The sequence below is a fragment of the Pseudomonas sp. SA233 genome (genome assembly GCF_054792385.1).
Genome location: NZ_CP096449.1, coordinates 1,411,078 through 1,436,340, shown reverse-complemented (window position 1 = coordinate 1,436,340; position 25,263 = coordinate 1,411,078). Strand labels below are relative to the sequence as shown.

The following is a 25,263-nucleotide window of genomic DNA, read 5'->3' as shown; positions in this document are numbered from 1 at the left end:
GTCGCTGCCCAGCACCCCAAGGCGCAACACCCGTTGCTGCCACAGCCAGCGCAGGTCACTGCCGGCCGGCTCCGCGCGTGGCCCCTCGAAGGTAGCGCGGCCATGGAATACGGGCACAGCCAGGCCCGGCAGGGGAAATACACAGCACAACAACAGCAGCCAGATTGCACGCACGGTTCAGATCAGCTGGTTGCGACGAGCGAAATCCGCCATGTCGATAAGCGAGTTCAGGCGCAATTTTTCCAGCAGGCGCCCCTTGTAGGTGCTGACGGTCTTGTTGCTCAGCAGCATGGCCTCGCCGACTGCCTTGTTGCTCAGGCCACGGGCCAGGTGCTGCAGGATCATCAGCTCGCGGTCGCTGAGGCTGGCGATGCGCTGGGCGTCGGTGGCATGCAGTTCGTGGCTGTGCACCGAACTCATGACCACGTCGGGGAAATAGGTAAACCCGGACAGCACCGCACGTACCGCCTTGTTCAGCTCGCCCAGGTCGTTGGTCTTGGAAACGAAACCGGCAGCCCCGGCCTGCATGCAACGCAGGGAATACGCCTCTGCCAGGTGCGAGGTCAGCACCAGGGTCTTGACCGGGCGTTCGAGGCGCTTGACCCGGGCGATCACCTCCATGCCGTCGAGCCCGGGCAGGCTGATGTCGAGGATGATGATATCGGGGGCCAGCTCGCGCGCCATGCGCACCGCATCGATGCCGTTGTCGGTCTGGCCGATGACCTGCAGGCGCTCCTGGCGCAACAGCATGCACACCGTGGAGCGGATGAAGGGGTGGTCGTCGACGACCAGTGCTCTATGCATCGCCCACCTCGCCTGGCTGATACGCTGCTGCAGCGGGGCTCATCCTTCCAGCACCATGGCCTTGCGCTCGCTCCCTTCCTGCAGCTCGAACTGGTGCACCTTGGCGGCCTGGCCTTCGAACTTGCGGGTGCGCCCGGGTAGCAGATGGTGCTTGGTGGCGGGCTCGCAAACCTGATCCTGGGCCTGGCATTGGCGGAAGTGGTCGAGCACCACGGTGGCGTTGCCCTGGTTGGTCACGGTCAACGCGCCAGCCTGACGACGGATCGGCGTTTCATAGCGGGTCTGGTCGGGGCGCACGAACAGCAGCGTGCCGTAGCCGGCCAGCAGGTTGACGCCGGCCTTGAGGCTGTCGCGGTACTGCTCGGCTTCGGCTTCGCTGACGGCAAAGCCGTCGCCCAGCTCCGGCAACACCGGGATGAAACGCAGGCGGTAGTAGCGCTCCTTGTCACGCTCGCCGCGGTACAACAGGCGTACTGCCTGCATACCACGCGCCGGCACGATCAGCCGTGCCGGGCTGACCACCAGGCCCCGCTGCTCCAGGGCCAGGCCGTCGAGGGGCACTTCGCGAGGGGCGGCGCTGCCGTCATACACCAGCTCGACCACGCTGACCTTGACGAAGGCAGTGGAATCACCGCCATTGCGTACGCGCTTGAGCAAGGTGCTCTTGCCTTCCTCCAGGTAATCGTAGAGCCCGCCGACGTTCAGCTCCGGCGCTGCATGGGCCATGCACGGCAACAGCGCCAAAGCCAGGCAGAAATAGCGAAGTGGTTTCACGACAGAGTCCTCATAGCAGAAAGCCCTTGATAGCCAATCAGCATCAATGGATCGATTGTGGTCTTTTGCTCGCACGCAAAATGCAGGAAATTTCCCTATCGCTTGAGGAAACTTCCTAAAGACAAGCTTCCGGTCATAGTTCCGCGTCAAACACCACCGTCACCAGGCCCTCATAGCGGCTGCCGGGGTGGCCCAGCATGGCCTTGACATCCTCTGGGCCCACCGTGAAATGCAACTGCCCGGGGCGGTTGAGTACCGGTGTCACCGATTCGAACGCCAATGCCGCGGCACGGCCGGTGGGCAGTTCCAGCCTCTGTACCGGCTTGCCCTGGTGCTGAATGCCCCCCGGCAGGCTCAAGGCAATGGCGACTGGCACGCTATGGTTGTCGCTACTGCGGATGGCGCATCCACTGCCCTGGTATTGCTGGCAAAGCTTGTAGACCTTGAACGGGCCTGTGGACCAGAGACGAAACGGAACATCCCGCTGCAACCGCTGGGGCGCGCCCCGGCCTCCCAGCCAGGCACTCCACCCACCTGGCGGCTCCAGCACGGCCCGGTCTGACCCAGGGGGAAACTCGAAGACGAAGGCATGCTGCACATCGAGTTCAAAGTTCAATGTGAGGCTATTGCCATTGATAGCGCTGACACCATTGCCGAAGTCGAAATCGCCACCTGGCCCGATGCTGTAGGTCAGGCTACCGGTATAAAAGCCGGGCTTCATTCGACTGGGTTCGGGCATGGTCAGCCGATACGCGATGCCCATGTTGCTGACCGAGGTCTTGACCGTATACCCAGTCGACATCGCATCATGAATGGAGTAGCAACCGGCAGGTGACTTCGGGTCGCGTACCAGCCACAGGTAATGCGTGGCATAAGGGCGGCTGGCATAGCCGAATGTCTGCCGATACGAACAGCCTCCCCTGACGTTGTAGGTCCACACAGGATTGACGCGTAATTCGGGCGTGCCCTGAACCTGTTGACTGACGCCAAGAAACTCGAAGTTCAGGCGATGGGACTCTCCGGTAGTACTGTTGAACACGTCCACCGTCCGGGCTGAAGGCAACTGAACGTAGAAATGGTCACGTACATCGCCGCTGTTCTTGATTGTCGTGCGGTCGTAGGTGATGGGAAGCTGCATGGCACGCATTTCCCGACAGTCTGCAGACCAGCGCTGGCAGTAGGCCGCCAGCGGGGTGGTGTTCTCGAAACGTCCCGAAGCATCCCCTAGGTACTCGGCGCTGACGAGCGCTTCCAGGGCGACCGCCTCTCGCCCGGCAACGGCCAGGCCAAGCAACAGCCATATTCCCCAGAACAGTCGGGACGCCCCTCTGTTGTTCAGGCACTCGCTCAACCCTTGTCCTCCATTTGCACTGACCCGATCCGAGCGATATTGCCCGGCTCACAGGCCAGGTCGCCTGCCAGCAATACATCGCCCTCGCGTTCGAGTTGCGTCAGCGCCAGTTCAAGCAGGCACAGCGCCTGCCCTCCCTTGCGCACCTCCAGGGTCGGCGTTGACTCACTCATTTCCACGGCAAAATGCCCTCCGGCTTCACTGACGCCACGACTGGCGTGATTGACCACCTGCGCGCCCTGCATCGGCTGGCCATGGCGGTCAAGCAGGCGCCCCAGCACAGTCACCGTGCGCATCACCCGCAACTTGCGATAACCCACGCCCCCGCGGTTGAGGTGGTAGTCGAAGCTGGTCGGCTGGATCACCGCCGCCGCTTCGTTGTCACCGTCGAGATCGAACTGCACGTAACCGGATTTGTAGGCGCCCACCGGGATCAGGTTGCGACCGGGGTGCAGCGTGGCGCTCAGCCCGTACTGGTCGTCGGCACGCAGGGTCAGGCCGTCGATGTCGCTCTCGACATCGACGATCAGCCCGGCATCGTGGGGCAGGTACTGGCCGGTCATGGCCAGCTTGCCCTCGCCCACTGCAACGATGCTCTGCAGGTTGAGGCCGGCGCTGATCTCACCGTTGTAGGACGAACTCTGCGCATAGGCATCGCCATACAGCACCTCGTTCTGGAACTGGGCATCGCCACCGAAACCGGCGCCATAACGGTCCGCCGTCACGGTACCGCCAAGGCTGCGCACAACACCCATGTCAACATCGCGCTGGTAGGACAACGAGGCATTCTGGTCACGCCCGCCATCATGGGAGGTGCGGCTGCCGATGCTGGCGGCAATGCGCTCGCCGGGGCCACCCAGGCTCATGCTCACGGTCAGGTTGACGCCACGGCTGCGCGTGTCGCCGCTGCTGCGGGTGCCGGGGCGGTCGAACAGGCTCAGGCGCCAGTTGGCGTCGGAACCCAGCAACTTGCCGTAGTACGACCAGCCCAGGTCGATGCCGACGCCGTCGGCTGCGCCCGAGCTGTGGGCCAGCCGAATGGTGGCAGTACTGCGGTTGTTCAGGCGGTGGGTCAACAACATCGAGGTCTGGCTCTGTTCCTCGTAGCGCACGAATTGGCTGTGGGTCGGGCGCCTGACGGTTTCCAGCCAGGAACGGCTGTGGCTGAACACCAGCGAGCCCAGATCATGGTTGTGGATCACCTGCAGGTCGTAGCCATTGCCCTGGTCTTCGGTGCGGTAGAGGTTGCCGTAGAACTTGAGCCGGTCGAGTACGTCCCAGTCCAGCGAGGTGCCGTACTGCATGGCTTCGTCTACCTGCTGCACGGACAGACCGAGGATTGCACGCGGGTGCAGCAGGTAGTTGGTAATGACACCGGCACTGAGGCTGTCGGCGTGGTCCTCGTCCCAGTTGCTGAGCAGGCTCGCTTGCTGGCCGAGGTACAGGTTATAGCGCCAGCGGCTGTCGGGGTTGCGCCAGCTGTTGGGTTTGTAGACGAACTCTTCGGTGCGTGCGGTTTCCTGGCCATCTTCCAGCAGGCGCACTTCCACCTGATAGATGCCGCCTGGCAACACCCGTGTATCCAGGGCCTGCAAGCCGGGCTGCACCGGCTGGCTGTTGATCAGCGAGCCATTGCGGTAGATCTCCACCACGCCGGGGCGGTTGGGGGTGACGTAGATTGGCGTCGAGCTGGGCTGGCCATTGTCGACAAGCAGGCTGTCGCTGCTACCGAACATCAGGCCAAGCGTGGTATCGGGGCTCTGCCCGAGCAGGCGCGGCTGTCGGGTCAGGCCCTGGACGCCCGGGGTGAAGTAGCCCAGGCGAAAGAAATGTTCATCGTGCAGACGCTCGGCATACAGCTGGCTGACCCGGTGGCGGGTCTGCTGATTGCTCGCGCTGCCACGGTCGAACTGGGCATCGCCCAGGGTAGTCCAGTTGCCCAGGCTGCCCTGGCCTGCCAGAGAAAACAGGCCACTGGTATCGCGGCCATCGCTGACCAGGTTCAGCTGATTGCGCAGCAGCAGCCCGCCACCCTGGTCGGGCAAGGCATGGTAGCGCGGCGTGTCACCGGCCAGCTCGGCGGCATGGGTAAGCAAGGAAAGCTGCGAGTTGACCAGGCTGTAGTGGATAGCGCGCAAGCCATCCGGACAGTCGCGCTTGCAGTCGCCCAGGGGGCGGCCCGATGCCAGGCGCTCCTGCCAGCGGCGGCGCAGGGTTTCTGGCTCGCGGCTGTCGAAATGGTCGGTGAACTCCAGCAGTTGCACGCGCTCGTCGCGGCTGAGTACCACCATGGCATCGCCCAGGTAGCGGCCATCCAGATCCACCCGCACCGCCAGCGGCACGTCGAAAAAGTGTTCTTCAAACTCCCGTGGCAGCCCCTGGGCCTGGCTGACCACGCCCATCGCATTCTCAGAAGCCTGGGCAGCGACCGGGAGCACGGCAAAGCATGCGGTCAGCAGCAAAGTCTTTGTAGTTGAGGAAAAGGCCATGACCCTGTCTGCAAGCAAGACGCCGCCTTCACCCCCGGCGCGACCCAAGGGGTGAAGATGAGCAACAACGGATGAAGGGATAAGAAACGTAAGGACGAATCAGGGCGCGGCGGTTTCGAACATCATGCTGACCAGGCCCTGGTAGTTGCCTGGCTTGTAGCCACCGGCCGGAACCTGCGCGGCAACTTCGAAGTCGACGATGGCACCCGGCGCAGCCTCGGTCTCGGTGAGGATTTCTGCAGCGCTGGTGGTGAGAATGGTGGTGCCGATCTTCACGTCCAGGTCGATGGCGTCGAGGCCACTGCTGACCACGGCCGGCGACAGCAGGTGGGCAGTGATCGGGCCGATGGTGCTCTTGGCCTGCAGCTGCTTGCGAACGGGGGTCAGGTTGCCTTGAAACGAGTTCCAGGCCATCTCTTGCGGATCGTTCATCCAGTTGCCGCCGACGGGTTCGACGTAGAAGTTGGCGGTGGGCACGGTGGCAGTGATGAGCACCTGTTTCTCGATCGGGTCACCGGCCATGGCCTGGCCAGCAACGAGTGCAACGAAGGGAAGTGCCAGCATGAATGCTTTCACGAATAGATCTCCTGGAAACCTGTAGACATAAGCTTTGATTGAGAGTCAATCAGGCAAAACGCCGTTGACAGGTTGGATTATTCGCACTTACCCACAAGGAAAATACGGGAACCCTCCGAGCGAATTGTTGAAATTTCCCAACGACATCCCGCCTGGTGTGCCGGACAGCAAAACGCCCCGGCAAGCGGGGCGTTTTGCTGAAGCGTCAGTGCCGGATCAGTGGGATACCGCCCCGCTGGCGCCCAGGCCAGTCTGCGAACGCACGAACTGCGGGAAGAACAGCGCACGTTCGTCTTCGGCAGCCTTGGACTTGTCGGTGACCGAGAAGAACCAGATACCGACGAAGGCGATCAGCATCGAGAACAGCGCCGGGTACTCGTACGGGTAGATCGGCTTCTCGTGGCCGAGGATCTGCACCCAGATGGTCGGGCCGAGGATCATCAGCGTCACCGCGCTCACCAGGCCCAGCCAGCCGCCGATCATGGCGCCGCGGGTGGTCAGCTTTTTCCAGTACATCGAGAGCAGCAGTACCGGGAAGTTGCAGCTGGCCGCGATGGAGAACGCCAGGCCGACCATGAAGGCGATGTTCTGCTTCTCGAACAGGATACCCAGGCCGATCGCCAGTACGCCCAGGGCGACGGTGGTGATCTTCGACACGCGGATCTCGTCCTTGTCGTTGGCCTTGCCCTTGCGCCATACACTGGCGTACAGGTCGTGGGACACCGCCGAGGCACCGGCCAGGGTCAGGCCGGCGACCACCGCCAGGATGGTGGCGAAGGCAACAGCCGAGATGAAGCCGAGGAACACGCTGCCACCCACGGCGTTGGCCAGGTGCACCGCTGCCATGTTGTTGCCACCCAGCAGGGCGCCAGCGGCGTCCTTGAAGTCCGGGTTGGTGCTGACCAGCAGGATGGCGCCAAAGCCGATAATGAAGGTGAGGATGTAGAAGTAGCCGATGAAGCCGGTGGCGTACAGCACGCTCTTGCGCGCTTCCTTGGCGTCACTGACGGTGAAGAAGCGCATCAGGATGTGCGGCAGGCCGGCGGTACCGAACATCAACGCCAGGCCCAGCGAGAATGCCGAGATCGGGTCCTTGACCAGGCCGCCCGGGCTCATGATCGCCTCGCCCTTGGCGTGCACCTTGATTGCCTCGGAGAACAGGGTATTGAAGTCGAAGCCTACGTGTTTCATCACCATCAGCGCCATGAAGCTGGCACCGGACAGCAGCAACACGGCCTTGATGATCTGTACCCAGGTAGTGGCCAGCATGCCGCCGAACAGTACATACAGGCACATCAGGATACCCACCAGGATCACCGCCACGTGGTAGTCCAGGCCGAACAGCAGCTCGATCAGCTTGCCGGCACCGACCATCTGCGCGATCAGGTAGAACGCCACCACCACCAGCGAACCGGAGGCCGACAGGGTGCGGATCTCCTTCTGCCCAAGGCGGTACGAGGCCACGTCGGCGAAGGTGTACTTGCCCAGGTTGCGCAGGCGTTCGGCGATCAGGAAGAGGATGATCGGCCAGCCGACCAGGAAGCCGATCGAATAGATCAAGCCATCGTAGCCAGAGGTGAACACAAGTGCAGAAATACCCAGGAACGAGGCGGCCGACATGTAGTCACCGGCAATCGCCAGGCCATTCTGGAAGCCGGTGATCTTGCCCCCGGCGGCGTAGTAGTCCGACGCCGACTTGTTGCGCTTGGAGGCCCAGTAGGTGATACCGAGGGTGAAGGCGACGAAGGCCACGAACATGGCGATCGCGGAGACGTTCAGCGGTTGCTTCTGCACCTCGCCGGTCAGGGCATCGGCGGCCCACACGGCGGGTGCGAAGGCTCCGCAGGCCAGTACGGCCAGGGCTTTGGCGTGGCGAATCATTGTTGCGCCTCCTTCAGGATGGCCTTGTTCAGCTCATCGAATTCGCCGTTGGCGCGGCGTACGTAGATGGCGGTCAGGACGAATGCCGAGACGATCAGGCCGACGCCCAGGGGGATGCCCCAGGTAATCGACGACTCAGGGCTGAGCTTGGTGCCCAGAATCTGAGGACCGTAAGCGATCAGGAGGATGAAGGCGCAGTACAGGCCGAGCATGATCGCCGAGAGAATCCAGGCGAACCGTTCGCGTTTGGTGACCAGCTCCTTGAAGCGGGGGCTGTTTTGTATCGAGAGGTAAATGCTGTCGTTCATTGTTTTTGTCCTAGCAGCACAGATAGGGGTGGAACCCACGACCCTTACTTTATGCGGCTATCGGACGCCAACCAGACGACCTTAGTCTTAGATGCAACGGTGTTTTACGGATCACGCAACAAAACAGCTTGCACATATCCCTGTAGGAGCAGCCTCGTGCTGCGAAGAGGCCGGTACAGGCTGCCCGAATCTTCGCAGCTTGCACCGGCCTCTTCGCAGCACAAGGCTGCTCCTACAACGGAACGGGTTGTTACTTGCCAGTCCACTCCTTCACGCGATCAGGGTGCTTGGCCACCCAGTCCTTGGCCGCCGCTTCAGGCTTGGCGCCTTCCTGGATAGCCAGCATCACTTCGCCGATCTCGTCCTTCGACTGCCAGTTGAACTTCTTCAGGAACTCCGCCACTTCCGGGGCCTTGGTCGCCAGTTCCTTGCTGCCGATGCTGTTCACGGTTTCCGCGGCGCCATACACGCCTTTCGGGTCTTCGAGGAACTTCAGTTTCCACTTGGCGAACATCCAGTGCGGTACCCAGCCGGTCACCGCAATCGACTGCTGCTTGGCATAGGCACGGCCCAGTTCTGCTGTCATCGCCGCGCCAGAGCTGGCCTGCAGCTTGTAACCGGTCAGGTCGTAGTCCTTGATGGCCTGGTCGGTCTTGAGCATTACGCCGGAGCCGGCGTCGATGCCGACGATCTTCTGCTTGAAGGTGTCATCGGTCTTGAGGTCGGCGATGCTCACCGCCTTGACGTACTCAGGGACGATCAGGCCAATCTTGGCGTCCTTGAAGTTCGGGCCGTAGTCGACCACGTTGTCCTTGTTCTTGGCCCAGTACTCGCCATGGGTCACCGGCAACCAGGCCGACAACATGGCATCGAGCTTGCCGGTGGCCACGCCCTGCCACATGATCCCGGTGGCCACGGCCTGCAACTTCACGTCGTAGCCGAGCTTCTGCTTGATCACTTCGGCAGCCACGTTGGTGGTCGCCACGCTGTCAGCCCAACCATCCACGTAACCAATGCTGACTTCTTTGGCCATTGCCTGTGCCGCACTCATGGCCAGTACCATGGCGGTGCCCACACCCAGGAAACGTCGCATTTTTGTATTAGCAGCCATCAAAGCATCCCCTCGTCAGGTCTCGGAATTTGCATCATCGTCCTGCAACAATAGTCGACCTGCTCCAGCTACGACCTATATCCGCCCCATATGCGACAGCACTATGCCATTAGCGCCATCGGCCTATGCCGCCCTGCGCGATCCTTGCATGCCAAAAGTTTGGCGCCGGGCTACTATCTACCCTTTTGCACCTGACGATGGACCGCCCGATGCCCAGTTCTACCCGCCTGCTGCTGCCGTTGTACCTGCTTGCCTGCCTGCTCGCCCTGCTCGGGCTCGGAGGGCTCTGGTACGGGCTTGGCAAGCCGGTGCAACTGCCGGATGCGGCCAGCCCGACGCACAAGCTGCAATGCGCCTCGTATACCCCGTTCGACAAGGACCAGTCGCCCTACGACCAGCCGTTGCGCCTGCGCCCGGCCCGCATGGATGCCGACCTGGCGTTGCTGGCCGAGCGTTTCCAGTGCATCCGTACCTATTCCCAGACCGGTCTTGAGGCAATTCCGGCGCTGGCACGCAAGCATGGCCTGAAAGTGATGCTGGGTGCCTGGGTCAACGCCCACCCGGCCGACACAGAGAAAGAAATCGAGCTACTGATCGCCGCCGCCAATGCCAACCCCGACGTGGTCAGCGCGGTGATCGTCGGCAACGAGACGCTGCTGCGCAAGGAAGTGACTGGCGCGCACCTGGCCACGCTGATCGCCCGGGTGAAAAGCCAGGTCAAGGTGCCGGTAACCTACGCCGATGTGTGGGAATTCTGGTTGCAGCACCCGCAGGTAGCGCCTGCGGTGGACTTCCTGACTATCCACTTGCTGCCTTACTGGGAAGACGACCCGCGGGGCATCGACGAAGCCCTGGCCCACGTCGCCGATGTGCGCCGGGTGTTCGGCACGCGCTTCGCGCCGAAGGACATTCTGATCGGTGAAACCGGCTGGCCCAGCGAAGGCCGCCAGCGCGAAACCGCACAGCCCAGCCGGGTCAACGAGGCGCGCTTCATTCGCGGGTTCGTGGCCATGGCCGAAAGCAACGGCTGGCACTACAACCTGATCGAGGCGTTCGACCAGCCATGGAAGCGCGCCAATGAGGGGGCGGTTGGCGGCTACTGGGGGCTTTACGATGCCGACCGGCAGGACAAGGGCGTACTCGAAGGGCCGGTGAGCAACCTGCCTTACTGGCCGCAGTGGTTGCTGGCCAGTGCTGTGCTAATGGTGCTGATGCTGATGCTTGCCGGGCGCCCGGCCACCCCGGCGGCGGCCATGCTGCTGCCGTTGCTGGCAGCGTTTGGGGCAGGCTGCCTGGGGCTTTGGGGCGAGCTGATGCGCACCCATGCGCGCTTTGCCGGGGAGTGGCTGTGGGCGGTGCTGCTGGCAGGGCTGAACCTGTTGGTGCTGGCCCATGCCGTGCTGGCCCTGGCACGGCGCGCGGGCTGGCGCGAGCGCCTGTACGCCTGGTTGCAGGCGCGGGCCGGCTGGCTGTTGCTGGCGGCGGGTTTTGCCGCGGCGGTGAGCATGCTGGCGATGGTGTTCGACCCACGCTACCGCAGCTTCCCCAGCGCAGCGTTGGCGTTGCCGGCGCTGGTGTTTGCAGTGTGGCCGGTGCGGGCGCGGCGTGCAGAGGTAGCGTTACTGGCGTTCATCGTCGGTGCCGGGGTGGCGCCGCAGTTGTTTGTGGAAGGGTTGGAGAACCAACAGGCCTGGGGGTGGGCCGGGGTGAGTGTGCTGATGACCGCGGCCTTGTGGCGGAGCTTGCGGCTGCGCCCGGCCTGATATCCTTGGGACCGCTTTGCGGCCCCTTTCAGCCTTGATCCGGCAACCTGACCAACCGCAACCCCGCCAGCACCAGCGCGAACACGGCAATGCTGGCGGTATACAGCACCAGTGCCGGCACCGCGAACACCAACGCCACCACCGCCAGCCACCAGCCGCCACGGCCGGCAACGACCTGCGCCAGTAGCGCCAGCCCCAGCCCGCTCCAGGCCATCACCTGATGATGAATGCCCAACCCCAGCAAAGACCGCACCTCACACTGCCAGTACGCCGCCGGCGCCGTGCACAGCCCCACCCACTGCCCGTCCTCCATCAGCCCATAGCGCACGCCATAACTGGCAGCAAGCCAGAGCCCCAGAAACAGCACAAGCAGCGCAGCCGGCAGCGAACGAGACATCCAGCTCTCCAATAGCGGTAATCGAAAGCATCCATGATCGCTTATGCCCAGTTGTAAGGCAAAATCACATCCCTGCAGCTATGTTGCAGATAACAAGCACACCAAAGACCACCGCACCTGGCAACTTTGCCCGGCCCGTTGTGGTCCTAGCCTCACACTGCTCGACCTTGCGTTCTTTTGGGGGATTACATGCTTCGATCTTTGCGCCTCGCTGCCTTGCTCGGTGGCCTGCTCATGGCTGTGGCCGCTTCGGCGCGGGATATCGACGCCGCGAGCTATGGTTTTCCCTTGACCAACCCGTTCGAGGCAACCATCGCCACCACGCCACCGGACCAGCGCCCCACCCTGCCCGAAGATGATGAAATCAACCAGTCCGACTACAGCCTCAACCTGCGCCCGGACCGTGAATTCACTCTGCCGGACAATTTCTGGGCGGTGAAAAAGCTCAAGTACCGTCTGGCCCGCCAGGACCGCGAGGCGCCGCTGATCTTCATCATCGCCGGCACCGGTGCGCCCTACACCAGCAGCATCAACGAATACCTGAAGAAGCTGTTCTACCAGGCCGGCTTCCACGTGGTGCAGCTGTCGTCGCCAACCAGTTACGACTTCATGAGCGCCGCCTCGCGCTTCGCCACCCCAGGCGTCAGCCAGGTGGATGCCGAAGACATGTACCGGGTGATGCAGGCCGTGCGTGCCCAGCACCCGCGCCTGCCGATCAGCGAGTTCTACCTCACCGGCTACAGCCTGGGCGCACTCGACGCTGCCTTTGTCAGCCACCTGGACGAAACCCGCCGCAGCTTCAACTTCAAGCGTGTACTGCTGCTGAACCCGCCGGTCAACCTGTACACCTCGATCAACAACCTGGACAAGCTGGTGCAGACCCAGGTCAAGGGCATCGACCGCAGCACCACGTTCTACGAGCTGATGTTGGCCAAGCTGACCCGCTACTTCCAGGAAAAGGGCTACATCGACCTCAATGAGGCCTTGCTGTACGACTTCCAGCAGTCGCGCCAGCACCTGTCCAACGAGCAGATGGCCATGCTGATCGGCACCTCGTTCCGCTTCTCGGCGGCCGATATTGCCTTCACCTCCGACCTGATCAACCGCCGCGGCCTGATCATTCCGCCGAAGTTCCCGATCACCGAGGGCAGCAGCCTCACGCCATTTTTCAAGCGTGCCCTGCAGTGCGACTTCGACTGCTACATGACCGAGCAGGTCATCCCCATGTGGCGCGCCCGTACCGACGGCAACAGCATCCTGCAACTGGTCAACCAGGTCAGCCTGTATGCGCTGGAAGACTACCTGAGCAGCAGCGACAAGATCGCCGTGATGCACAACGCCGACGACGTCATCCTCGGCCCTGGTGACATCGGCTTCCTGCGCAAGGTGTTCGGTGAGCGTCTGACCCTTTACCCCCATGGCGGCCATTGCGGCAACCTCAATTACCGCGTCAACAGTGACGCCATGCTGGAGTTCTTCCGTGGTTAACAAACTCCTCTTCGCCACTGCCCTGTTCGCCGCCGGCCACGCCCTGGCTGCCGAAACCGCCCCCCGCGCCAGCGTGGTCGAGGCCGACCCGCAAGTCACCGAAGCGCCACTGGCGCCGGAGACCGATGGTTTCCTTGACCCGCTGCGTGAGCTGAAATTCAACCCGGGGCTGGACCAGCGCGAGTTCGAGCGCTCCACCCTGCAAGCGCTGAACGTGTACGACCCGCTGGAGTCGATCAACCGGCGCGTCTATCACTTCAACTACCGTCTGGACCAATGGGTGCTGCTGCCGATGGTAAGCGGCTACCAGTACGTCACCCCGCGCTTCGTGCGCACCGGGGTGACCAACTTCTTCAACAACCTGGGCGACGTGCCAAACCTGTTCAACAGCGTGTTGCAGCTCAAGGCCAAGCGCTCGGCCGAGATCACCGCGCGGCTGATGTTCAACACCATCATCGGCGTGGGTGGGCTTTGGGACCCGGCAACCAAGATGGGCCTGCCGCGGCAAAGTGAAGACTTTGGCCAGACCTTGGGCTTCTATGGCGTACCGGACGGGCCGTACCTGATGCTGCCGGTGCTGGGGCCTTCGAACCTGCGCGATACCACCGGGCTGGTGGTGGACTATGCAGGCGAACAGGCGATCAACTACCTGAACGTGGCCGAAGCCAGCAGCGACCACCCGGAAATCTCCGTGCTGCGCGTGGTGGACAAGCGCTACAGCACCAAATTCCGCTATGGCCAGCTCAACTCGCCGTTCGAGTACGAGAAGGTGCGGTATGTGTATACCCAGGCGCGCAAGTTGCAGATAGCCGAGTAGGCAGGCCAGGCCTCTTCGCGGGTATCGTGCGATCCCTGTGGGAGCGGGTTTACCCGCGAAGAGGCCGGCACAAGCAACATCAAATCCCCAGGAACTGGCAAAGCTCCCGCTTCTTGGCCAAGGCATCCTTTCGCCCCAGCTCTATCAGCTCGCTGCAGTAACTGGCCTCGAACAGCAAATAGCTCAACACCCCCGCCCCGCTGGTACGCGTCGCCCCCGGCCCACGCAGGAACATGCGCAACGCCGCCGGCAACTCGCGCCGATGTCGCGCGGCAATCTCGTCCAGCGGTTGGCTGGGCGCCACCACCAGCACGTCGATCGGCGCCAGGCCCAGGCGCCGGGCGTCCAGGTGCGCCGGCAACAGGTGGCTCAGGTGGTTGAGGCGCTGCAGCAGCTCGATGTCGTCTTCCAGGCTGTCAATGAACGTACTGTTGAGCATGTGCCCGCCGATCTGCGCCAGGCTCGGCTGCTGCCCGCTGAACACCCGCTGGGTAGGCAGCGGTGGCGCCGGCCGCTGCGGGTTGCCGCTGACCCCGACCACCAGTACCCGGCTGGCGCCCAGGTGCAGGGCCGGGCTGATCGGTGCCGACTGGCGCACCGCACCATCGCCGAAATATTCATCACCCAGCCGCACCGGGGCGAACAGCAACGGGATGGCCGCGCTGGCCAGCAGATGATCGATGGTCAATGGCGTGGGCATGCCGATACGGCGATGGCGCAACCAGGCTTCGATGGTGCCGCGGCCCTGGTAGAAGGTCACCGCCTGGCCGGACTCGTAGCCAAACGCGGTCACCGCGACGGCGCGCAGTTGCTCGGCGGCCAGGGAGTGGGCGATGCCGTCCAGGTTCAGGTGCGCCTGCAGCAAGCCGCGCAATGGGCTGCTGTCCAGGAGCGCCACTGGCGCCGGGCCACCCACGCCCAGCAGGTTGTGGGCGACGAAGCGGCTGGCCTGGCGGACCACACCGGGCCAGTCGCTGCGGATGACCAGGTGGCTGCGGAAGTTCTGCCAGAAGGCGGTGAGCCGTTGTACGGCATCGCTGAAATGGGTGGCGCCGCTGGCCAGGGTGACGGCGTTGATGGCCCCGGCGGAGGTGCCGACGATGACCGGGAACGGGTTGTGCGCGCCAGCGGGCAGCAACTCGGCAATGCCGGCCAGCACGCCCACCTGGTAGGCGGCGCGGGCGCCGCCGCCAGAAAGGATAAGACCGGTTACCGGGGGTGGGGCCATTGGAGTCCTTCCTGGGGTTGATGTGCTGTCAGTGCTGGCCCTTTCGCGGGTAAACCCGCTCCTACAGGTTCTTCACCGGCCTTGAAGGCTGTGCAATACCTGTGGGAGCGGGTTCACCCGCGAATAGGCCGGCACAGGCAAAACAAAATTCAGCGCTTTTTCTTGTCATACAGCCGCGGCTCCCCTTCGGGTCGCGACTTGAACCGGCGGTGCGCCCACAGGTACTGCTCGGGGCATTCGCGCAACACGCTTTCCACCCACTGGTTGATTCGCAGGCAGTCAGCCTCTTCGCTCTCCCCGGGGAAATCCGCCAGCGGCGGGTGGATCACCAGGCGATAGCCGCTGCCGTCCTCCAGGCGCTTCTGGGTGAACGGAATCACCTGCGCCTTGCCCAACCGGGCAAACTTGGTGGTAGCGGTCACCGTCGCCGCCGGGATGCCGAACAGCGGCACGAACAGGCTCTGCTTGGCGCCGTAGTCCTGGTCGGGTGCGTACCAGATCGCCCGGCCCGAACGCAGCAGCTTGAGCATGCCGCGCACGTCCTCGCGCTCCACCGCCAGCGAGTCGAGGTTATGCCGCTCGCGGCCGCTGCGCTGGATGAAGTCGAACAGCGGGTTGCCGTGCTCGCGGTACATGCCGTCGATGGTGTGCTGCTGGCCCAGCAGTGCGGCGCCGATCTCCAGGGTGGTGAAGTGCACCGCCATCAGAATGGCCCCCTGCCCCGCCTGCTGGGCGGCCTGCAGGTGCTCCAGCCCCTCGACATGGGCCAGGCGCGCCAGCCGGGCCTTGGGCCACCACCAGCTCATGGCCATTTCGAAGAAGGCGATACCGGTGGAGGCGAAGTTGGCCTTGAGCAGGCGCTGCCGTTCGTCGACCGACAGCTCCGGGAAGCACAGCTCCAGGTTGCGCGCGGCAATGCGCCGCCGCTCACCGGCAAAGCGGTACATCACCGCTCCCAGCGCGGCACCGACTTTCAACAGGACCCGGTACGGCAACTGGACCACCAGCCACAGCAGGCCCAGGCCCAGCCACAGGCCCCAGAAACGTGGGTGAAGGAAATAGGGACGAAAACGCGGGCGTTCCATTGAAGCTTCCGGAAAGACAAAGGCCGCGCATTCTACAACGGATCAGCGCATGTTGCGGGCAACCGGTCTTATCGTTATAAGTCAGGGCACTTTTTTCGCAACAAGCCGTCTATGCAGACCATGAGCCCAAACCACACACCCGACACCGCCTCCGTGTTCCAGCTCAAGGGCAGCATGCTCGCCATTACAGTGCTGGAGCTGGCGCGCAATGACCTTGAAGCCCTCGACCGCCAACTGGCGGCCAAAGTCGCCCAGGCACCGAACTTCTTCAGCAACACGCCACTGGTGCTGGCGCTGGACAAGCTGCCGGCCGACGAGGGGGCAATCGACCTGCCCGGCTTGATGCGGATCTGCCGCCACCACGGCCTGCGTACCCTGGCCATCCGTGCCAACCGCATCGAGGACATCGCCGCCGCCATCGCCATCGACCTGCCGGTGCTGCCGCCATCCGGCGCGCGCGAACGGCCGCTGGAGCCCGAACCCGAGGTGAAGAAGCCCGAGCCAGCCCCTGTCCCGCCACCAATCCTCGAACCCGAGGTGCGCCCGACCCGCATCATCACTGCGCCAGTACGTGGCGGCCAGCAGATCTACGCCCAGGGCGGCGACCTGGTGGTGACCGCTTCGGTCAGCCCGGGGGCGGAACTTCTGGCCGATGGCAACATCCATGTGTACGGCGCCATGCGCGGCCGCGCCCTGGCCGGCATCAAAGGCAATACCAAGGCACGTATCTTCTGTCAGCAGATGACCGCCGAAATGGTCTCCATCGCCGGCCAGTACAAGGTCTGCGAGGACCTGCGCCGCGACCCGCTGTGGGGCACCGGCGTGCAAGTCAGCCTGTCTGGCGACGTGTTGAACATCACCCGTCTTTAACGGATACTTGCCAGCATTTTTAGTGCAACTTTTCTTACCGTTGCCATTTATTTGTATTTTTGCAGGGACGTGTGTCCCGATTATTTTAGGGGTGAAACACCTTGGCCAAGATTATCGTGGTTACTTCCGGCAAGGGGGGTGTGGGCAAGACCACCACCAGCGCCGCCATTGGTACCGGCCTCGCACTGCGTGGCCACAAGACCGTCATCGTCGACTTCGACGTGGGCCTGCGTAACCTCGACCTGATCATGGGCTGCGAACGCCGCGTGGTGTACGACTTCGTCAACGTGGTCAACGGCGAAGCCAACCTGCAACAGGCCCTGATCAAGGACAAGCGCCTCGAGAACCTGTACGTGCTGGCCGCCAGCCAGACCCGTGACAAGGACGCGCTGACCCAGGAAGGCGTGGAAAAGGTCCTGATGGAGCTGAAGAAAGACTTCGACTTCGTCATCTGCGACTCGCCGGCCGGTATCGAGAAAGGCGCACACCTGGCCATGTACTTTGCCGACGAAGCCGTCGTGGTCACCAACCCCGAGGTATCCTCGGTACGAGACTCCGACCGCATGCTGGGCATCCTGTCGAGCAAGTCGCGCCGCTCCGAGAACGGCGAAGAGCCGATCAAGGAACACCTGCTGATCACCCGCTACCATCCGGAGCGCGTGGAAAAGGGCGAAATGCTGAGCATCGCCGACGTCGAAGAGATCCTGGCGATCAAGCTCAAGGGTGTGATCCCCGAGAGCCAGGCAGTGCTCAAGGCTTCCAACCAGGGTATCCCGGTCATCCTCGACGACCAGAGCGATGCCGGCCAGGCCTATAGCGATACCGTCGACCGTCTGCTGGGCAAAGAAAAGCCCCTGCGGTTCATCGAAGTGCCGAAGCAAGGATTCTTCGCGCGCCTGTTTGGAGGCAAGTAAACCATGAACCTTTTTGACTTCTTTCGTGGCAGACAGAAACAGACCAGCGCGTCGGTAGCGAAAGAGCGTCTACAGATCATCGTGGCGCACGAGCGCGGCCAACGCAGCGAACCGGACTACCTGCCAGCGCTGCAGAAAGAACTGCTGGAAGTGATCCGCAAATATGTGAACATCGGCAACGATGATGTGCATATCGAGCTGGAAAACCAGGGTAGCTGCTCGATTCTGGAGCTGAACATCACCTTGCCGGATCGCTGATCCGCGCAATTGGCCATCGGGGCTGCCTTGCAGCCCATTCGCGGCACAAGGCCGCTCCTACAGGGGTACGCATTTCCTTGTAGGAGCGGCCTTGTGCCGCGAATGGGCCGCAAGGCGGCCCCGATGGTTTTCCCCGATATCACAGAGATACTGCAATGCCGCTGTCCAACATCCAGATCCTGCACGAAGACGCCGCCATCCTGGTGATCAACAAACCGACCCTGCTGCTGTCGGTACCCGGCCGCGCCGAGGACAACAAGGACTGCCTGATCACTCGCCTGCAGGAAAACGGCTACCCCGACGCGCTGATCGTGCACCGCCTGGACTGGGAAACTTCCGGCATCATCCTGCTGGCACGGGATGCCGACAGCCACCGTGAGCTGTCGCGCCAGTTCCACGACCGCGAAACCGAAAAGGCCTACACCGCGCTGTGCTGGGGCCAGCCGGCGCTGGACAGCGGCAGCATCGACCTGCCGCTGCGCTACGACCCGCCGACCAAGCCACGACATGTGGTGGACCACGAGCAGGGCAAGCATGCGCTGACCTTCTGGCGCATCGTCGAGCGCTGCGGTGATTACTGCCGGGTAGAGCTGACACCGATTACCGGGCGTTCGCACCAGTTGCGCGTGCACATGCTGTCGATCGGGCACCCGCTGCTGGGCGACCGGCTGTATGCCAACCCCGAGGCACTGGCTGCCCATGAGCGGTTGTGCCTGCATGCCTCGATGCTGAGCTTTACCCACCCGGTGTCCGGTGAGCGGTTGAAGTTCGAGTGCCCTGCGCCCTTCTGATTGTGTACAGCCTGTACTGGCCTCTTCGCGGCTAAAGCCGCTCCCACAGGGACCGCACCGCTTTCGACGGTTGTGCAGTACCTGTGGGAGCGGCTTCAGCCGCGAAGAGGCAGGCACAATTTGTCGACCTAATACGCTAAACTCGCGCCACTGCTGTCTGGAGTGAGCTATGCGCGACGCACTGAATTCTGGCCTTATCGACTTCCTCAAGGCCTCCCCCACGCCCTTCCATGCCACCGCCAGCCTGGCCCAGCGCCTGGAAGCTGCCGGCTACCAGCGCCTGGACGAGCGCGACAGCTGGGCCACGGTGCCTGGCGGTCGCTACTACGTCACCCGTAACGACTCGACGATCATCGCCATCAAGCTGGGCAAGCAGGCACCGTTGCTGAACGGCATCCGCATGGTCGGTGCCCACACCGACAGCCCGTGCCTGCGGGTCAAGCCGCAGCCCGAGCTGCAGCGCCAGGGCTTCCTGCAACTGGGCGTCGAAGTCTATGGCGGCGCCCTGCTGGCGCCATGGTTCGACCGCGACCTGTCGCTGGCCGGCCGGGTCACCTACCGCCGTGACGGCAAGGTCGAAAGCCAGCTGATCGACTTCAAGCTGCCGATCGCGATCATCCCCAACCTGGCCATCCATCTCAATCGCACCGCCAACGAAGGCTGGGCGATCAACCCGCAGAACGAGCTGCCGCCGATCCTGGCCCAGGTGGCGGGTGACGAGCGCATCGACTTCCGCGCCCTGCTCACCGAGCAACTGGCCCGCGAGCACGAGCTGATCGCCGACGTGGTGCTGGATTACGAGCTGAGCTTCTACGACACTCAGGACGCCGCACTGGTCGGCCTGAACGGTGATTTCATCGCCGGCGCGCGCCTGGACAACCTGTTGTCGTGCTATGCCGGCCTGCAGGCACTGCTGGCCGCCGACAGCGACGAGACCTGCGTACTGGTGTGCAACGACCATGAAGAAGTCGGCAGCTGCTCGGCCTGTGGCGCCGACGGGCCGATGCTGGAGCAGACCCTGCAACGCCTGCTGCCGGATGGCGACGCCTACGTGCGCACCATCCAGCGCTCGTTGATGGTGTCGGCCGACAACGCCCACGGCGTGCACCCCAACTACGCCGACAAGCACGACGGCAACCACGGGCCCAAGCTCAACGCCGGGCCGGTAATCAAGGTGAACAACAACCAGCGCTACGCTACCAACAGCGAAACCGCCGGGTTCTTCCGTCACCTGTGCATGGCCGAAGAAGTGCCGGTGCAGAGCTTCGTGGTACGCAGCGACATGGGCTGTGGTTCGACCATCGGGCCGATTGCCGCCAGCCACCTGGGCGTGCGTACGGTGGATATCGGCTTGCCGACTTTTGCCATGCATTCGATTCGCGAACTGTGCGGCAGCCATGACCTGGCGCACCTGGTGAAGGTGCTGAGCGCCTTCTACCGTTGCCGCGAGTTGCCTTGAGATCCTGAAGACCACCCCGCCCTTTGTAGGAGCAGCCTTGCGCTGCGAAGAGGCCGGTACAACCAGCAGGGATGCTTGGGGTGTACTGGCCTCTTCGCAGCGCAAGGCTGCTCCTACAGAGAGCGTCGTTGCCTGGTTCAGTGCTCAAGGTCAATCCCGCTTCGTCTGCCACCCGCTATGCTTGTTACATGGCCCCACTGCAAAAGGATTGCTGTCCATGTCCCCGTTCCTGTCCCTGTTCGTGCCGGTGTTTCTGTTCCTGTTGCTGCTGACCATCGGTTTCAGCCTGCGCGAGCGCAATATCGGCGTTGTGATGATGTGGGTCGGCACACTGGGTATCTTCGGCCTCACCTGCTGGAAAATCCTGGAGCAACTGCCGTCGTGAACCTCTACACTCGGTCAATCGTTTGACCTGAGGTAGTTTTGCCAGTGCCTGCTCTCCTGCGTTGCCTGTTCCTGCTGCTGTTCCTGTTTGTCACCCCGTTACAGGCTGCGGGCCTGCCAGGCCTGCTGGGTGGCAGCGCGCCCGCGCAGCCAGAAGCCAGCGAACCGCTGGGCAAGTCGCTGGACGAGGTGATCAAGAACCTGGAAAACGACCAGCAGCGGGCCAAGCTGCTGGCCGACCTGAAAAAGCTGCGCGACGCCACCAGGCAATCGCAACCCACCGTCGAACAGGGCGTGCTCGGCCTGATCGGCGGCGCCCTGCAGGACTTCGAAAAGCAGTTCAGCGGCGATGCCAGCCCGTTCCATCGCTGGGCCGCGGAAATCGAACAGGCCCAGGCCGAACTGACCGAGTTGATGGTGCCGGTGCACCAGTGGCCGGCCATTCTGTTCGGCTTTGCCGCCGTCATCGCCGTCTGGAGCGTGCTGGCCTACGCCTTCAACTGGGTAGGGCATCGGGTACGCCTGCGTTTTGGCCTGAGCGAGGAACTGCCGCAGCACCCACGCACCTGGGACCTGGTGCGCTTTGCCCTGCGCAAGCTGGGCCCATGGCTGGTGGCGCTGGTGTTCACCGTTTACCTGAGCTTCGTGCTGCCGCCGTCGCTGGGCAAGTCGCTGGCCATGGTGCTGGCCTACGCACTGGTGGTCGGCACCTGCTTCTCGGCCATCTGCGTGATCGCCTTCTCGCTGCTCGACGGCCCCCACCGCCACCGCGCCCTGTACATCCTGCGCCACCAGGCGTTCCGCCCGCTGTGGCTGATCGGCAGTTTCGCCGCGTTTGGCGAAGCGATGAGCGACCCGCGCCTGATGGTCGCCCTCGGCACCCACCTGGCCCACGCCCTGGCCACCCTGGCCAACGTGATCGCGGCGCTGTGCACCGGGCTGTTCATCCTGCGCTTCCGTCGCCCGATCGCCCACCTGATCCGCAACCAGCCGCTGTCACGGCGCCTGACCCGGCGCACCCTCAGCGACACCATCGAGATCCTCGGCAGCTTCTGGTTCGTGCCAGCACTGATCCTGGTGGCGATTTCGCTGTTCGCTACCTTTATCTCGGCCGGCGACACCAGCACCGCCCTGCGCCAGTCGCTGATGTGCACGGTGCTGGTGGTGGTGTGCATGGTGCTCAACGGCCTGGTGCGCCGCCACGCCGCCAACCCCAAGCGCGCCAGCAAGCGCCAGGCGGTGTACGCCGAACGCCTGCGCAACTTCGGCTACCTGCTGGTGCACCTGTTCATCTGGCTGGTGTTCATTGAACTGGGGCTGCGTGTGTGGGGCCTGTCGATGATCAGCTTCGCCGAAGGCGACGGTCACGACATAAGCGTGCGCCTGCTGGGCCTGGCCGGCACGCTGATCGTCGCCTGGCTGGTGTGGATCCTTGCCGACACCGCCGTGCACCACGCCCTGGTGCGTTCGCGCCGGGGCCTGGCCAACGCCCGCGCGCAAACCATGATGCCGTTGATCCGCAATGTGATGTTCGTGGTCATCTTCATCATCGCGGTGATCGTCGCCCTGGCCAACATGGGCATGAACGTCACCCCGCTGCTGGCGGGTGCCGGTGTGATCGGCCTGGCCATCGGCTTTGGTGCCCAGTCGCTGGTGGCCGACCTGATCACCGGCTTGTTCATCATCATCGAGGACTCGCTGGCCATCGACGACTATGTGGATGTGGGCGGCCACCTGGGCACGGTGGAGGGGCTGACCATCCGTACCGTACGCCTGCGTGACATCGACGGCATCGTGCATACCATCCCGTTCAGCGAGATCAAGAGCATCAAGAACTACTCGCGTGAGTTCGGCTACGCGATCTTCCGCGTGGCGATCCCGCACAGCATGAACATCGACCAGGCCATCACGCTGATTCGCGAAGTGGGGCAGAAGCTGCGCAACGACCCGCTGATGCGCCGCAACATCTGGTCGCCGCTGGAGCTGCAGGGGGTGGAGAGCTTCGAGTCGGGGTCGGCGATTTTGCGAGCGCGGTTCAAGACTGCGCCGATCAAGCAGTGGGAAGTGTCGCGGGCGTTCAACCTGGCGTTGAAGCGGCAGCTGGATGAGGCCGGGCTGGATTTGGCAACGCCACGGTTGTCAGTGCAGGTAGTGACTGCCGGTTCTTCCAGTTAAGGCCTATTCGCGGGTGAACCCGCTCCCACAAGTACTGTGCAAAGGCTGAAACCTGTGCGGCCCCTGTGGGAGCGGGCGAGCCCGCGAAGAAGCCAACACCTCAACCCGCCTGGGCGCGGATGCGGATGGCATCATGCCGCCAATACTCCAGGTCGCAGTCGATCAGGTGCCCATGCTGGTCACTGTTGACCCGGGTGATATGCAACCCTGGGCTTCCCGCCGACACCTTCAAGGCACTGGCCGCCTCCACCGGCAACGCCGTCGGCAAGATCTCGAAGCACACCTGCCCATACTGGATGCCATACACCCGCCCATAAATCTCGGTCAGCGACTGGGCAAGGTCCTGTTCGAGAATCTCCGGGAAGTACCTGGGGTTGAGGTAGTGCTCGGCATACAGCACCGCCCGCCCATCGATCCGCCGCAACCGGCAGATACGTACCACGCTGGACAACGCCGGCAGCTGCAAGCGCGCACAGATGGCCGCCGAGGCCGGCTGCAGCCGCGCCGACAACAGTTCGGTACTGGGCACCCGCCCCTGGTCGCGGACCATGGCATGGAAGTGGCTGCGCTCGATCAGGTCGTAGGTCAGCCGTTCGGGCGCGACGAACCAGCCGCGACGCTCTTCGCGGTAGATCAGCCCCTGGGCTTCCAGCTGCACCAGCGCCTCACGCAGGGTAATGCGCGTGGTATCGAACACCTCGCTGAGCTTGCGCTCGGCCGGCAGCTTGCCGCCCGGCGCCAGCAGGCCGTGCTCTATCTGTTCCTGCAGGGCGTGACAGATGGCTGTTACCGCACGCGGTGGCATCGGCTGCATCAAAGGTTACCTATCTGGACTAGTCCAGCCCCAGAACAGGGCACTTGGAGAATAGTGCAAGCCTAGGCAGGGCTGATGAACATCCTGTGACAAGGCTTTGGCCAAACACTGCCAGAAACGCGCCAAGCCAGCAGAACCGGGGCGGTTCCGTGGTCTACGCTGTAGCTTCAGGGCCTTCACCGGCCCTTCCCTACATCAAACTGTCACGCAAGCAGCCTACCTTGGCTCAAGGTTTGCTGACCTAGACCAACGGTCACCAGACAACGGCTTCACTCATAACAACCATCGCTAAAGGCACCCACCAAGGAGCTTCGGATGAAAAAGTTGTTCATGGCGTCACTGCTCGGTTCGGCCATCGCCCTGTGTACCACGGCAATGGCCGCCGATACCGACCTCAAGGCCCTGGAAGACGCCGCCCGCAAGGAAGGCAACGTCAACAGCGTGGGCATGCCCGATGCCTGGGCCAACTGGAAAGGCACCTGGGAAGACCTGGCCAGCAAGTACGGCCTCAAGCACAGCGACACCGACATGAGCTCGGCCCAGGAAATCGCCAAGTTCGAAGCCGAGAAGGACAACGCCAGCGCCGACATCGGCGACGTGGGTGCCGCCTTCGGCCCGATCGCCGTGAGCAAGGGCGTGAGCCAACCGTACAAGCCGAGCACCTGGGACCAGGTGCCGACCTGGGCCAAGGACAAGGACGGCCACTGGGCGCTGGCCTATACCGGCACCATCGCCTTCATCATCAACAAGGACCTGGTCAAGGAAGGCGAGCGGCCAACGACCTGGCACGACCTGGAAAAAGGCAAGTACAAGGTTGCCATCGGTGACGTCGGCACCGCAGCCCAGGCCGCCAACGGCGTGCTGGCAGCGGCTATCGCCTACAAGGGTGACGAGACCAACCTGGCACCGGGCCTGCAACTGTTCACCAAGCTGGCCCAGCAGAAGCGCCTGTCGCTGGCCAACCCGACCATCCAGACCCTGGAGAAGGGCGAGGTGGAAGTGGGCGTGGTGTGGGACTTCAACGGCCTGAGCTACCGTGAACAGATCGACCCCAAGCGTTTCGAAGTGCTGATCCCGTCGGATGGCTCGGTGATCTCCGGCTATACCACCATCATCAACAAGTACGCCAAGCACCCGAATGCGGCCAAGCTGACACGTGAATACATCTTCAGCGATGCCGGGCAGATCAACCTGGCCAAAGGGCATGCGCGGCCGATCCGTGCCGAGCACCTGAAGCTGCCGGACGATGTGCAGGCCAAGCTGCTGCCCAACGAGCAGTACAAGGCTGCACAGCCGATCAAGAATGCCGAGGCCTGGGAAGCGAGCTCGAAGAAACTGCCGCAGATGTGGCAAGAGCAGGTGATCATCGAGATGGAGTAAGGGGCTAGTTTCTCTAGCGCCTGGACGGGCCCTTTCGCGGGTAAACCCGCTCCCACAGGTACAGCGCACACCTCAAGGCCGGCGCATGACCCTGTAGGAGCGGGTTTACCCGCGAAGAAGCCAACGCGGTTTATGACTGGAGCCAC

The 25,263-nt window shown here is 63.3% G+C and carries 23 protein-coding genes; 11 read left to right on the top strand and 12 right to left on the bottom strand.

Going from position 1 to position 25,263, the window contains the following annotated elements:
- Nucleotides 1-177: 177 nt before the first annotated feature.
- From M1D87_RS06685 to M1D87_RS06650, 8 genes are all read right to left on the bottom strand, one after another.
- The gene (locus M1D87_RS06685; protein ID WP_096010053.1) at nt 178-804 is read right to left on the bottom strand and encodes a response regulator transcription factor; all 627 of its coding nucleotides are present in this window, start codon (nt 802-804) and stop codon (nt 178-180) included.
- A 39-nt stretch (nt 805-843) separates the two neighbouring features.
- The gene (locus M1D87_RS06680) at nt 844-1,530 is read right to left on the bottom strand and encodes a pilus assembly protein (RefSeq protein ID WP_096010084.1); all 687 of its coding nucleotides are present in this window, start codon (nt 1,528-1,530) and stop codon (nt 844-846) included.
- 181 nt (nt 1,531-1,711) lie between these two features.
- Nucleotides 1,712-2,929, bottom strand: a complete 1,218-nt coding sequence (locus M1D87_RS06675; RefSeq protein WP_322491312.1) for a hypothetical protein — start codon at nt 2,927-2,929, stop codon at nt 1,712-1,714.
- On the bottom strand, nt 2,926-5,418 hold the full coding sequence (locus M1D87_RS06670; RefSeq protein ID WP_123084057.1) for a TcfC E-set like domain-containing protein: 2,493 nt from the start codon (nt 5,416-5,418) through the stop codon (nt 2,926-2,928). The genes M1D87_RS06675 and M1D87_RS06670 overlap by 4 nt, the downstream gene beginning before the upstream one ends.
- A gap of 99 nt (nt 5,419-5,517) precedes the next feature.
- On the bottom strand, nt 5,518-5,994 hold the full coding sequence (locus M1D87_RS06665) for a CS1 type fimbrial major subunit (RefSeq protein WP_096010055.1): 477 nt from the start codon (nt 5,992-5,994) through the stop codon (nt 5,518-5,520).
- A gap of 216 nt (nt 5,995-6,210) precedes the next feature.
- On the bottom strand, nt 6,211-7,875 hold the full coding sequence (locus tag M1D87_RS06660; protein ID WP_013971432.1) for a cation acetate symporter: 1,665 nt from the start codon (nt 7,873-7,875) through the stop codon (nt 6,211-6,213).
- Nucleotides 7,872-8,183, bottom strand: coding sequence for a DUF485 domain-containing protein (locus tag M1D87_RS06655; RefSeq protein ID WP_003260090.1), 312 nt, complete (start codon nt 8,181-8,183; stop codon nt 7,872-7,874). Before M1D87_RS06655 ends, M1D87_RS06660 begins: the two co-directional genes overlap by 4 nt.
- 250 nt (nt 8,184-8,433) lie before the next feature.
- Entirely contained in the window at nt 8,434-9,294 is an 861-nt protein-coding gene (locus M1D87_RS06650) for a glycine betaine ABC transporter substrate-binding protein (protein ID WP_013971431.1), read from the bottom strand.
- Nucleotides 9,295-9,491: 197 nt separating this feature from the next.
- Between M1D87_RS06650 and M1D87_RS06645 the strand changes: the two genes are divergently transcribed.
- Complete coding sequence (locus M1D87_RS06645; RefSeq protein WP_096010056.1) at nt 9,492-11,057, top strand: glycoside hydrolase family 17 protein; 1,566 nt, start codon at nt 9,492-9,494, stop codon at nt 11,055-11,057.
- 28 nt (nt 11,058-11,085) lie between these two features.
- Here M1D87_RS06645 and M1D87_RS06640 read toward each other — a convergent pair whose 3' ends face one another.
- Complete coding sequence (locus M1D87_RS06640; RefSeq protein ID WP_061550819.1) at nt 11,086-11,454, bottom strand: hypothetical protein; 369 nt, start codon at nt 11,452-11,454, stop codon at nt 11,086-11,088.
- A 189-nt stretch (nt 11,455-11,643) separates the two neighbouring features.
- On the opposite strand from M1D87_RS06640, the gene M1D87_RS06635 reads away from it, so the two are divergent.
- The gene (locus M1D87_RS06635) at nt 11,644-12,942 is read left to right on the top strand and encodes a serine/threonine protein kinase (protein WP_421091814.1); all 1,299 of its coding nucleotides are present in this window, start codon (nt 11,644-11,646) and stop codon (nt 12,940-12,942) included.
- Between the two features lie 73 nt (nt 12,943-13,015).
- Nucleotides 13,016-13,759, top strand: a complete 744-nt coding sequence (locus tag M1D87_RS06630; protein WP_043936071.1) for an MlaA family lipoprotein — start codon at nt 13,016-13,018, stop codon at nt 13,757-13,759.
- Between the two features lie 79 nt (nt 13,760-13,838).
- Here the strand turns inward: M1D87_RS06630 and M1D87_RS06625 are convergent, their stop codons facing one another.
- Nucleotides 13,839-14,987 (bottom strand): patatin-like phospholipase family protein, encoded by a 1,149-nt coding sequence (locus M1D87_RS06625; protein ID WP_013971426.1) that lies wholly within the window; start codon nt 14,985-14,987, stop codon nt 13,839-13,841.
- Nucleotides 14,988-15,136: 149 nt separating this feature from the next.
- Complete coding sequence (locus tag M1D87_RS06620) at nt 15,137-16,072, bottom strand: lipid A biosynthesis lauroyl acyltransferase (RefSeq protein ID WP_024086430.1); 936 nt, start codon at nt 16,070-16,072, stop codon at nt 15,137-15,139.
- Between the two features lie 111 nt (nt 16,073-16,183).
- Between M1D87_RS06620 and minC the strand changes: the two genes are divergently transcribed.
- The 7 genes from minC to M1D87_RS06585 all read left to right on the top strand — a co-directional run bounded on the left by minC (nt 16,184) and on the right by M1D87_RS06585 (nt 22,923).
- Nucleotides 16,184-16,942: a septum site-determining protein MinC gene (minC, locus tag M1D87_RS06615; protein WP_023660587.1), complete on the top strand. Its 759-nt coding sequence runs from the start codon at nt 16,184-16,186 to the stop codon at nt 16,940-16,942.
- A 101-nt stretch (nt 16,943-17,043) separates the two neighbouring features.
- Nucleotides 17,044-17,856, top strand: a complete 813-nt coding sequence (minD, locus tag M1D87_RS06610; protein WP_013971423.1) for a septum site-determining protein MinD — start codon at nt 17,044-17,046, stop codon at nt 17,854-17,856.
- Between the two features lie 3 nt (nt 17,857-17,859).
- Complete coding sequence (minE, locus tag M1D87_RS06605) at nt 17,860-18,114, top strand: cell division topological specificity factor MinE (RefSeq protein ID WP_003252572.1); 255 nt, start codon at nt 17,860-17,862, stop codon at nt 18,112-18,114.
- 155 nt (nt 18,115-18,269) lie between these two features.
- Nucleotides 18,270-18,905 carry an RluA family pseudouridine synthase gene (locus M1D87_RS06600; protein ID WP_011532730.1) on the top strand — a complete coding sequence of 212 codons (636 nt, stop codon included), beginning with the start codon at nt 18,270-18,272 and terminating at the stop codon, nt 18,903-18,905.
- 169 nt (nt 18,906-19,074) lie between these two features.
- Nucleotides 19,075-20,364, top strand: coding sequence for a M18 family aminopeptidase (locus tag M1D87_RS06595; protein ID WP_123084058.1), 1,290 nt, complete (start codon nt 19,075-19,077; stop codon nt 20,362-20,364).
- A gap of 217 nt (nt 20,365-20,581) precedes the next feature.
- Nucleotides 20,582-20,749 carry a hypothetical protein gene (locus tag M1D87_RS06590; RefSeq protein WP_003260099.1) on the top strand — a complete coding sequence of 56 codons (168 nt, stop codon included), beginning with the start codon at nt 20,582-20,584 and terminating at the stop codon, nt 20,747-20,749.
- Nucleotides 20,750-20,793: 44 nt separating this feature from the next.
- Nucleotides 20,794-22,923 carry a mechanosensitive ion channel family protein gene (locus M1D87_RS06585; protein WP_013971419.1) on the top strand — a complete coding sequence of 710 codons (2,130 nt, stop codon included), beginning with the start codon at nt 20,794-20,796 and terminating at the stop codon, nt 22,921-22,923.
- 100 nt (nt 22,924-23,023) lie between these two features.
- Here the strand turns inward: M1D87_RS06585 and phnR are convergent, their stop codons facing one another.
- Nucleotides 23,024-23,737 (bottom strand): phosphonate utilization transcriptional regulator PhnR, encoded by a 714-nt coding sequence (gene phnR, locus M1D87_RS06580; RefSeq protein WP_054573875.1) that lies wholly within the window; start codon nt 23,735-23,737, stop codon nt 23,024-23,026.
- Nucleotides 23,738-24,052: 315 nt separating this feature from the next.
- On the opposite strand from phnR, the gene M1D87_RS06575 reads away from it, so the two are divergent.
- Nucleotides 24,053-25,117: an ABC transporter substrate-binding protein gene (locus M1D87_RS06575; RefSeq protein ID WP_024086428.1), complete on the top strand. Its 1,065-nt coding sequence runs from the start codon at nt 24,053-24,055 to the stop codon at nt 25,115-25,117.
- Nucleotides 25,118-25,263 lie beyond the last annotated feature (146 nt).

Coding starts and splice junctions, on each gene's coding strand:
- M1D87_RS06655 (WP_003260090.1), bottom strand. CDS start 8,183: ATGAACGACAGCATTTACCTCTCGATACAAAACAGCCCCCGCTTCAAG.
- M1D87_RS06575 (WP_024086428.1), top strand. CDS start 24,053: ATGAAAAAGTTGTTCATGGCGTCACTGCTCGGTTCGGCCATCGCCCTG.
- M1D87_RS06680 (WP_096010084.1), bottom strand. CDS start 1,530: ATGGCCCATGCAGCGCCGGAGCTGAACGTCGGCGGGCTCTACGATTAC.
- M1D87_RS06620 (WP_024086430.1), bottom strand. CDS start 16,072: ATGGAACGCCCGCGTTTTCGTCCCTATTTCCTTCACCCACGTTTCTGG.
- minC (WP_023660587.1), top strand. CDS start 16,184: ATGCAGACCATGAGCCCAAACCACACACCCGACACCGCCTCCGTGTTC.
- M1D87_RS06595 (WP_123084058.1), top strand. CDS start 19,075: ATGCGCGACGCACTGAATTCTGGCCTTATCGACTTCCTCAAGGCCTCC.
- phnR (WP_054573875.1), bottom strand. CDS start 23,737: ATGCAGCCGATGCCACCGCGTGCGGTAACAGCCATCTGTCACGCCCTG.
- M1D87_RS06640 (WP_061550819.1), bottom strand. CDS start 11,454: ATGTCTCGTTCGCTGCCGGCTGCGCTGCTTGTGCTGTTTCTGGGGCTC.
- M1D87_RS06670 (WP_123084057.1), bottom strand. CDS start 5,418: ATGGCCTTTTCCTCAACTACAAAGACTTTGCTGCTGACCGCATGCTTT.
- M1D87_RS06685 (WP_096010053.1), bottom strand. CDS start 804: ATGCATAGAGCACTGGTCGTCGACGACCACCCCTTCATCCGCTCCACG.
- M1D87_RS06590 (WP_003260099.1), top strand. CDS start 20,582: ATGTCCCCGTTCCTGTCCCTGTTCGTGCCGGTGTTTCTGTTCCTGTTG.
- M1D87_RS06625 (WP_013971426.1), bottom strand. CDS start 14,987: ATGGCCCCACCCCCGGTAACCGGTCTTATCCTTTCTGGCGGCGGCGCC.
- M1D87_RS06600 (WP_011532730.1), top strand. CDS start 18,270: ATGCCGCTGTCCAACATCCAGATCCTGCACGAAGACGCCGCCATCCTG.
- M1D87_RS06645 (WP_096010056.1), top strand. CDS start 9,492: ATGGACCGCCCGATGCCCAGTTCTACCCGCCTGCTGCTGCCGTTGTAC.
- M1D87_RS06635 (WP_421091814.1), top strand. CDS start 11,644: ATGCTTCGATCTTTGCGCCTCGCTGCCTTGCTCGGTGGCCTGCTCATG.
- minE (WP_003252572.1), top strand. CDS start 17,860: ATGAACCTTTTTGACTTCTTTCGTGGCAGACAGAAACAGACCAGCGCG.
- M1D87_RS06660 (WP_013971432.1), bottom strand. CDS start 7,875: ATGATTCGCCACGCCAAAGCCCTGGCCGTACTGGCCTGCGGAGCCTTC.
- M1D87_RS06650 (WP_013971431.1), bottom strand. CDS start 9,294: ATGGCTGCTAATACAAAAATGCGACGTTTCCTGGGTGTGGGCACCGCC.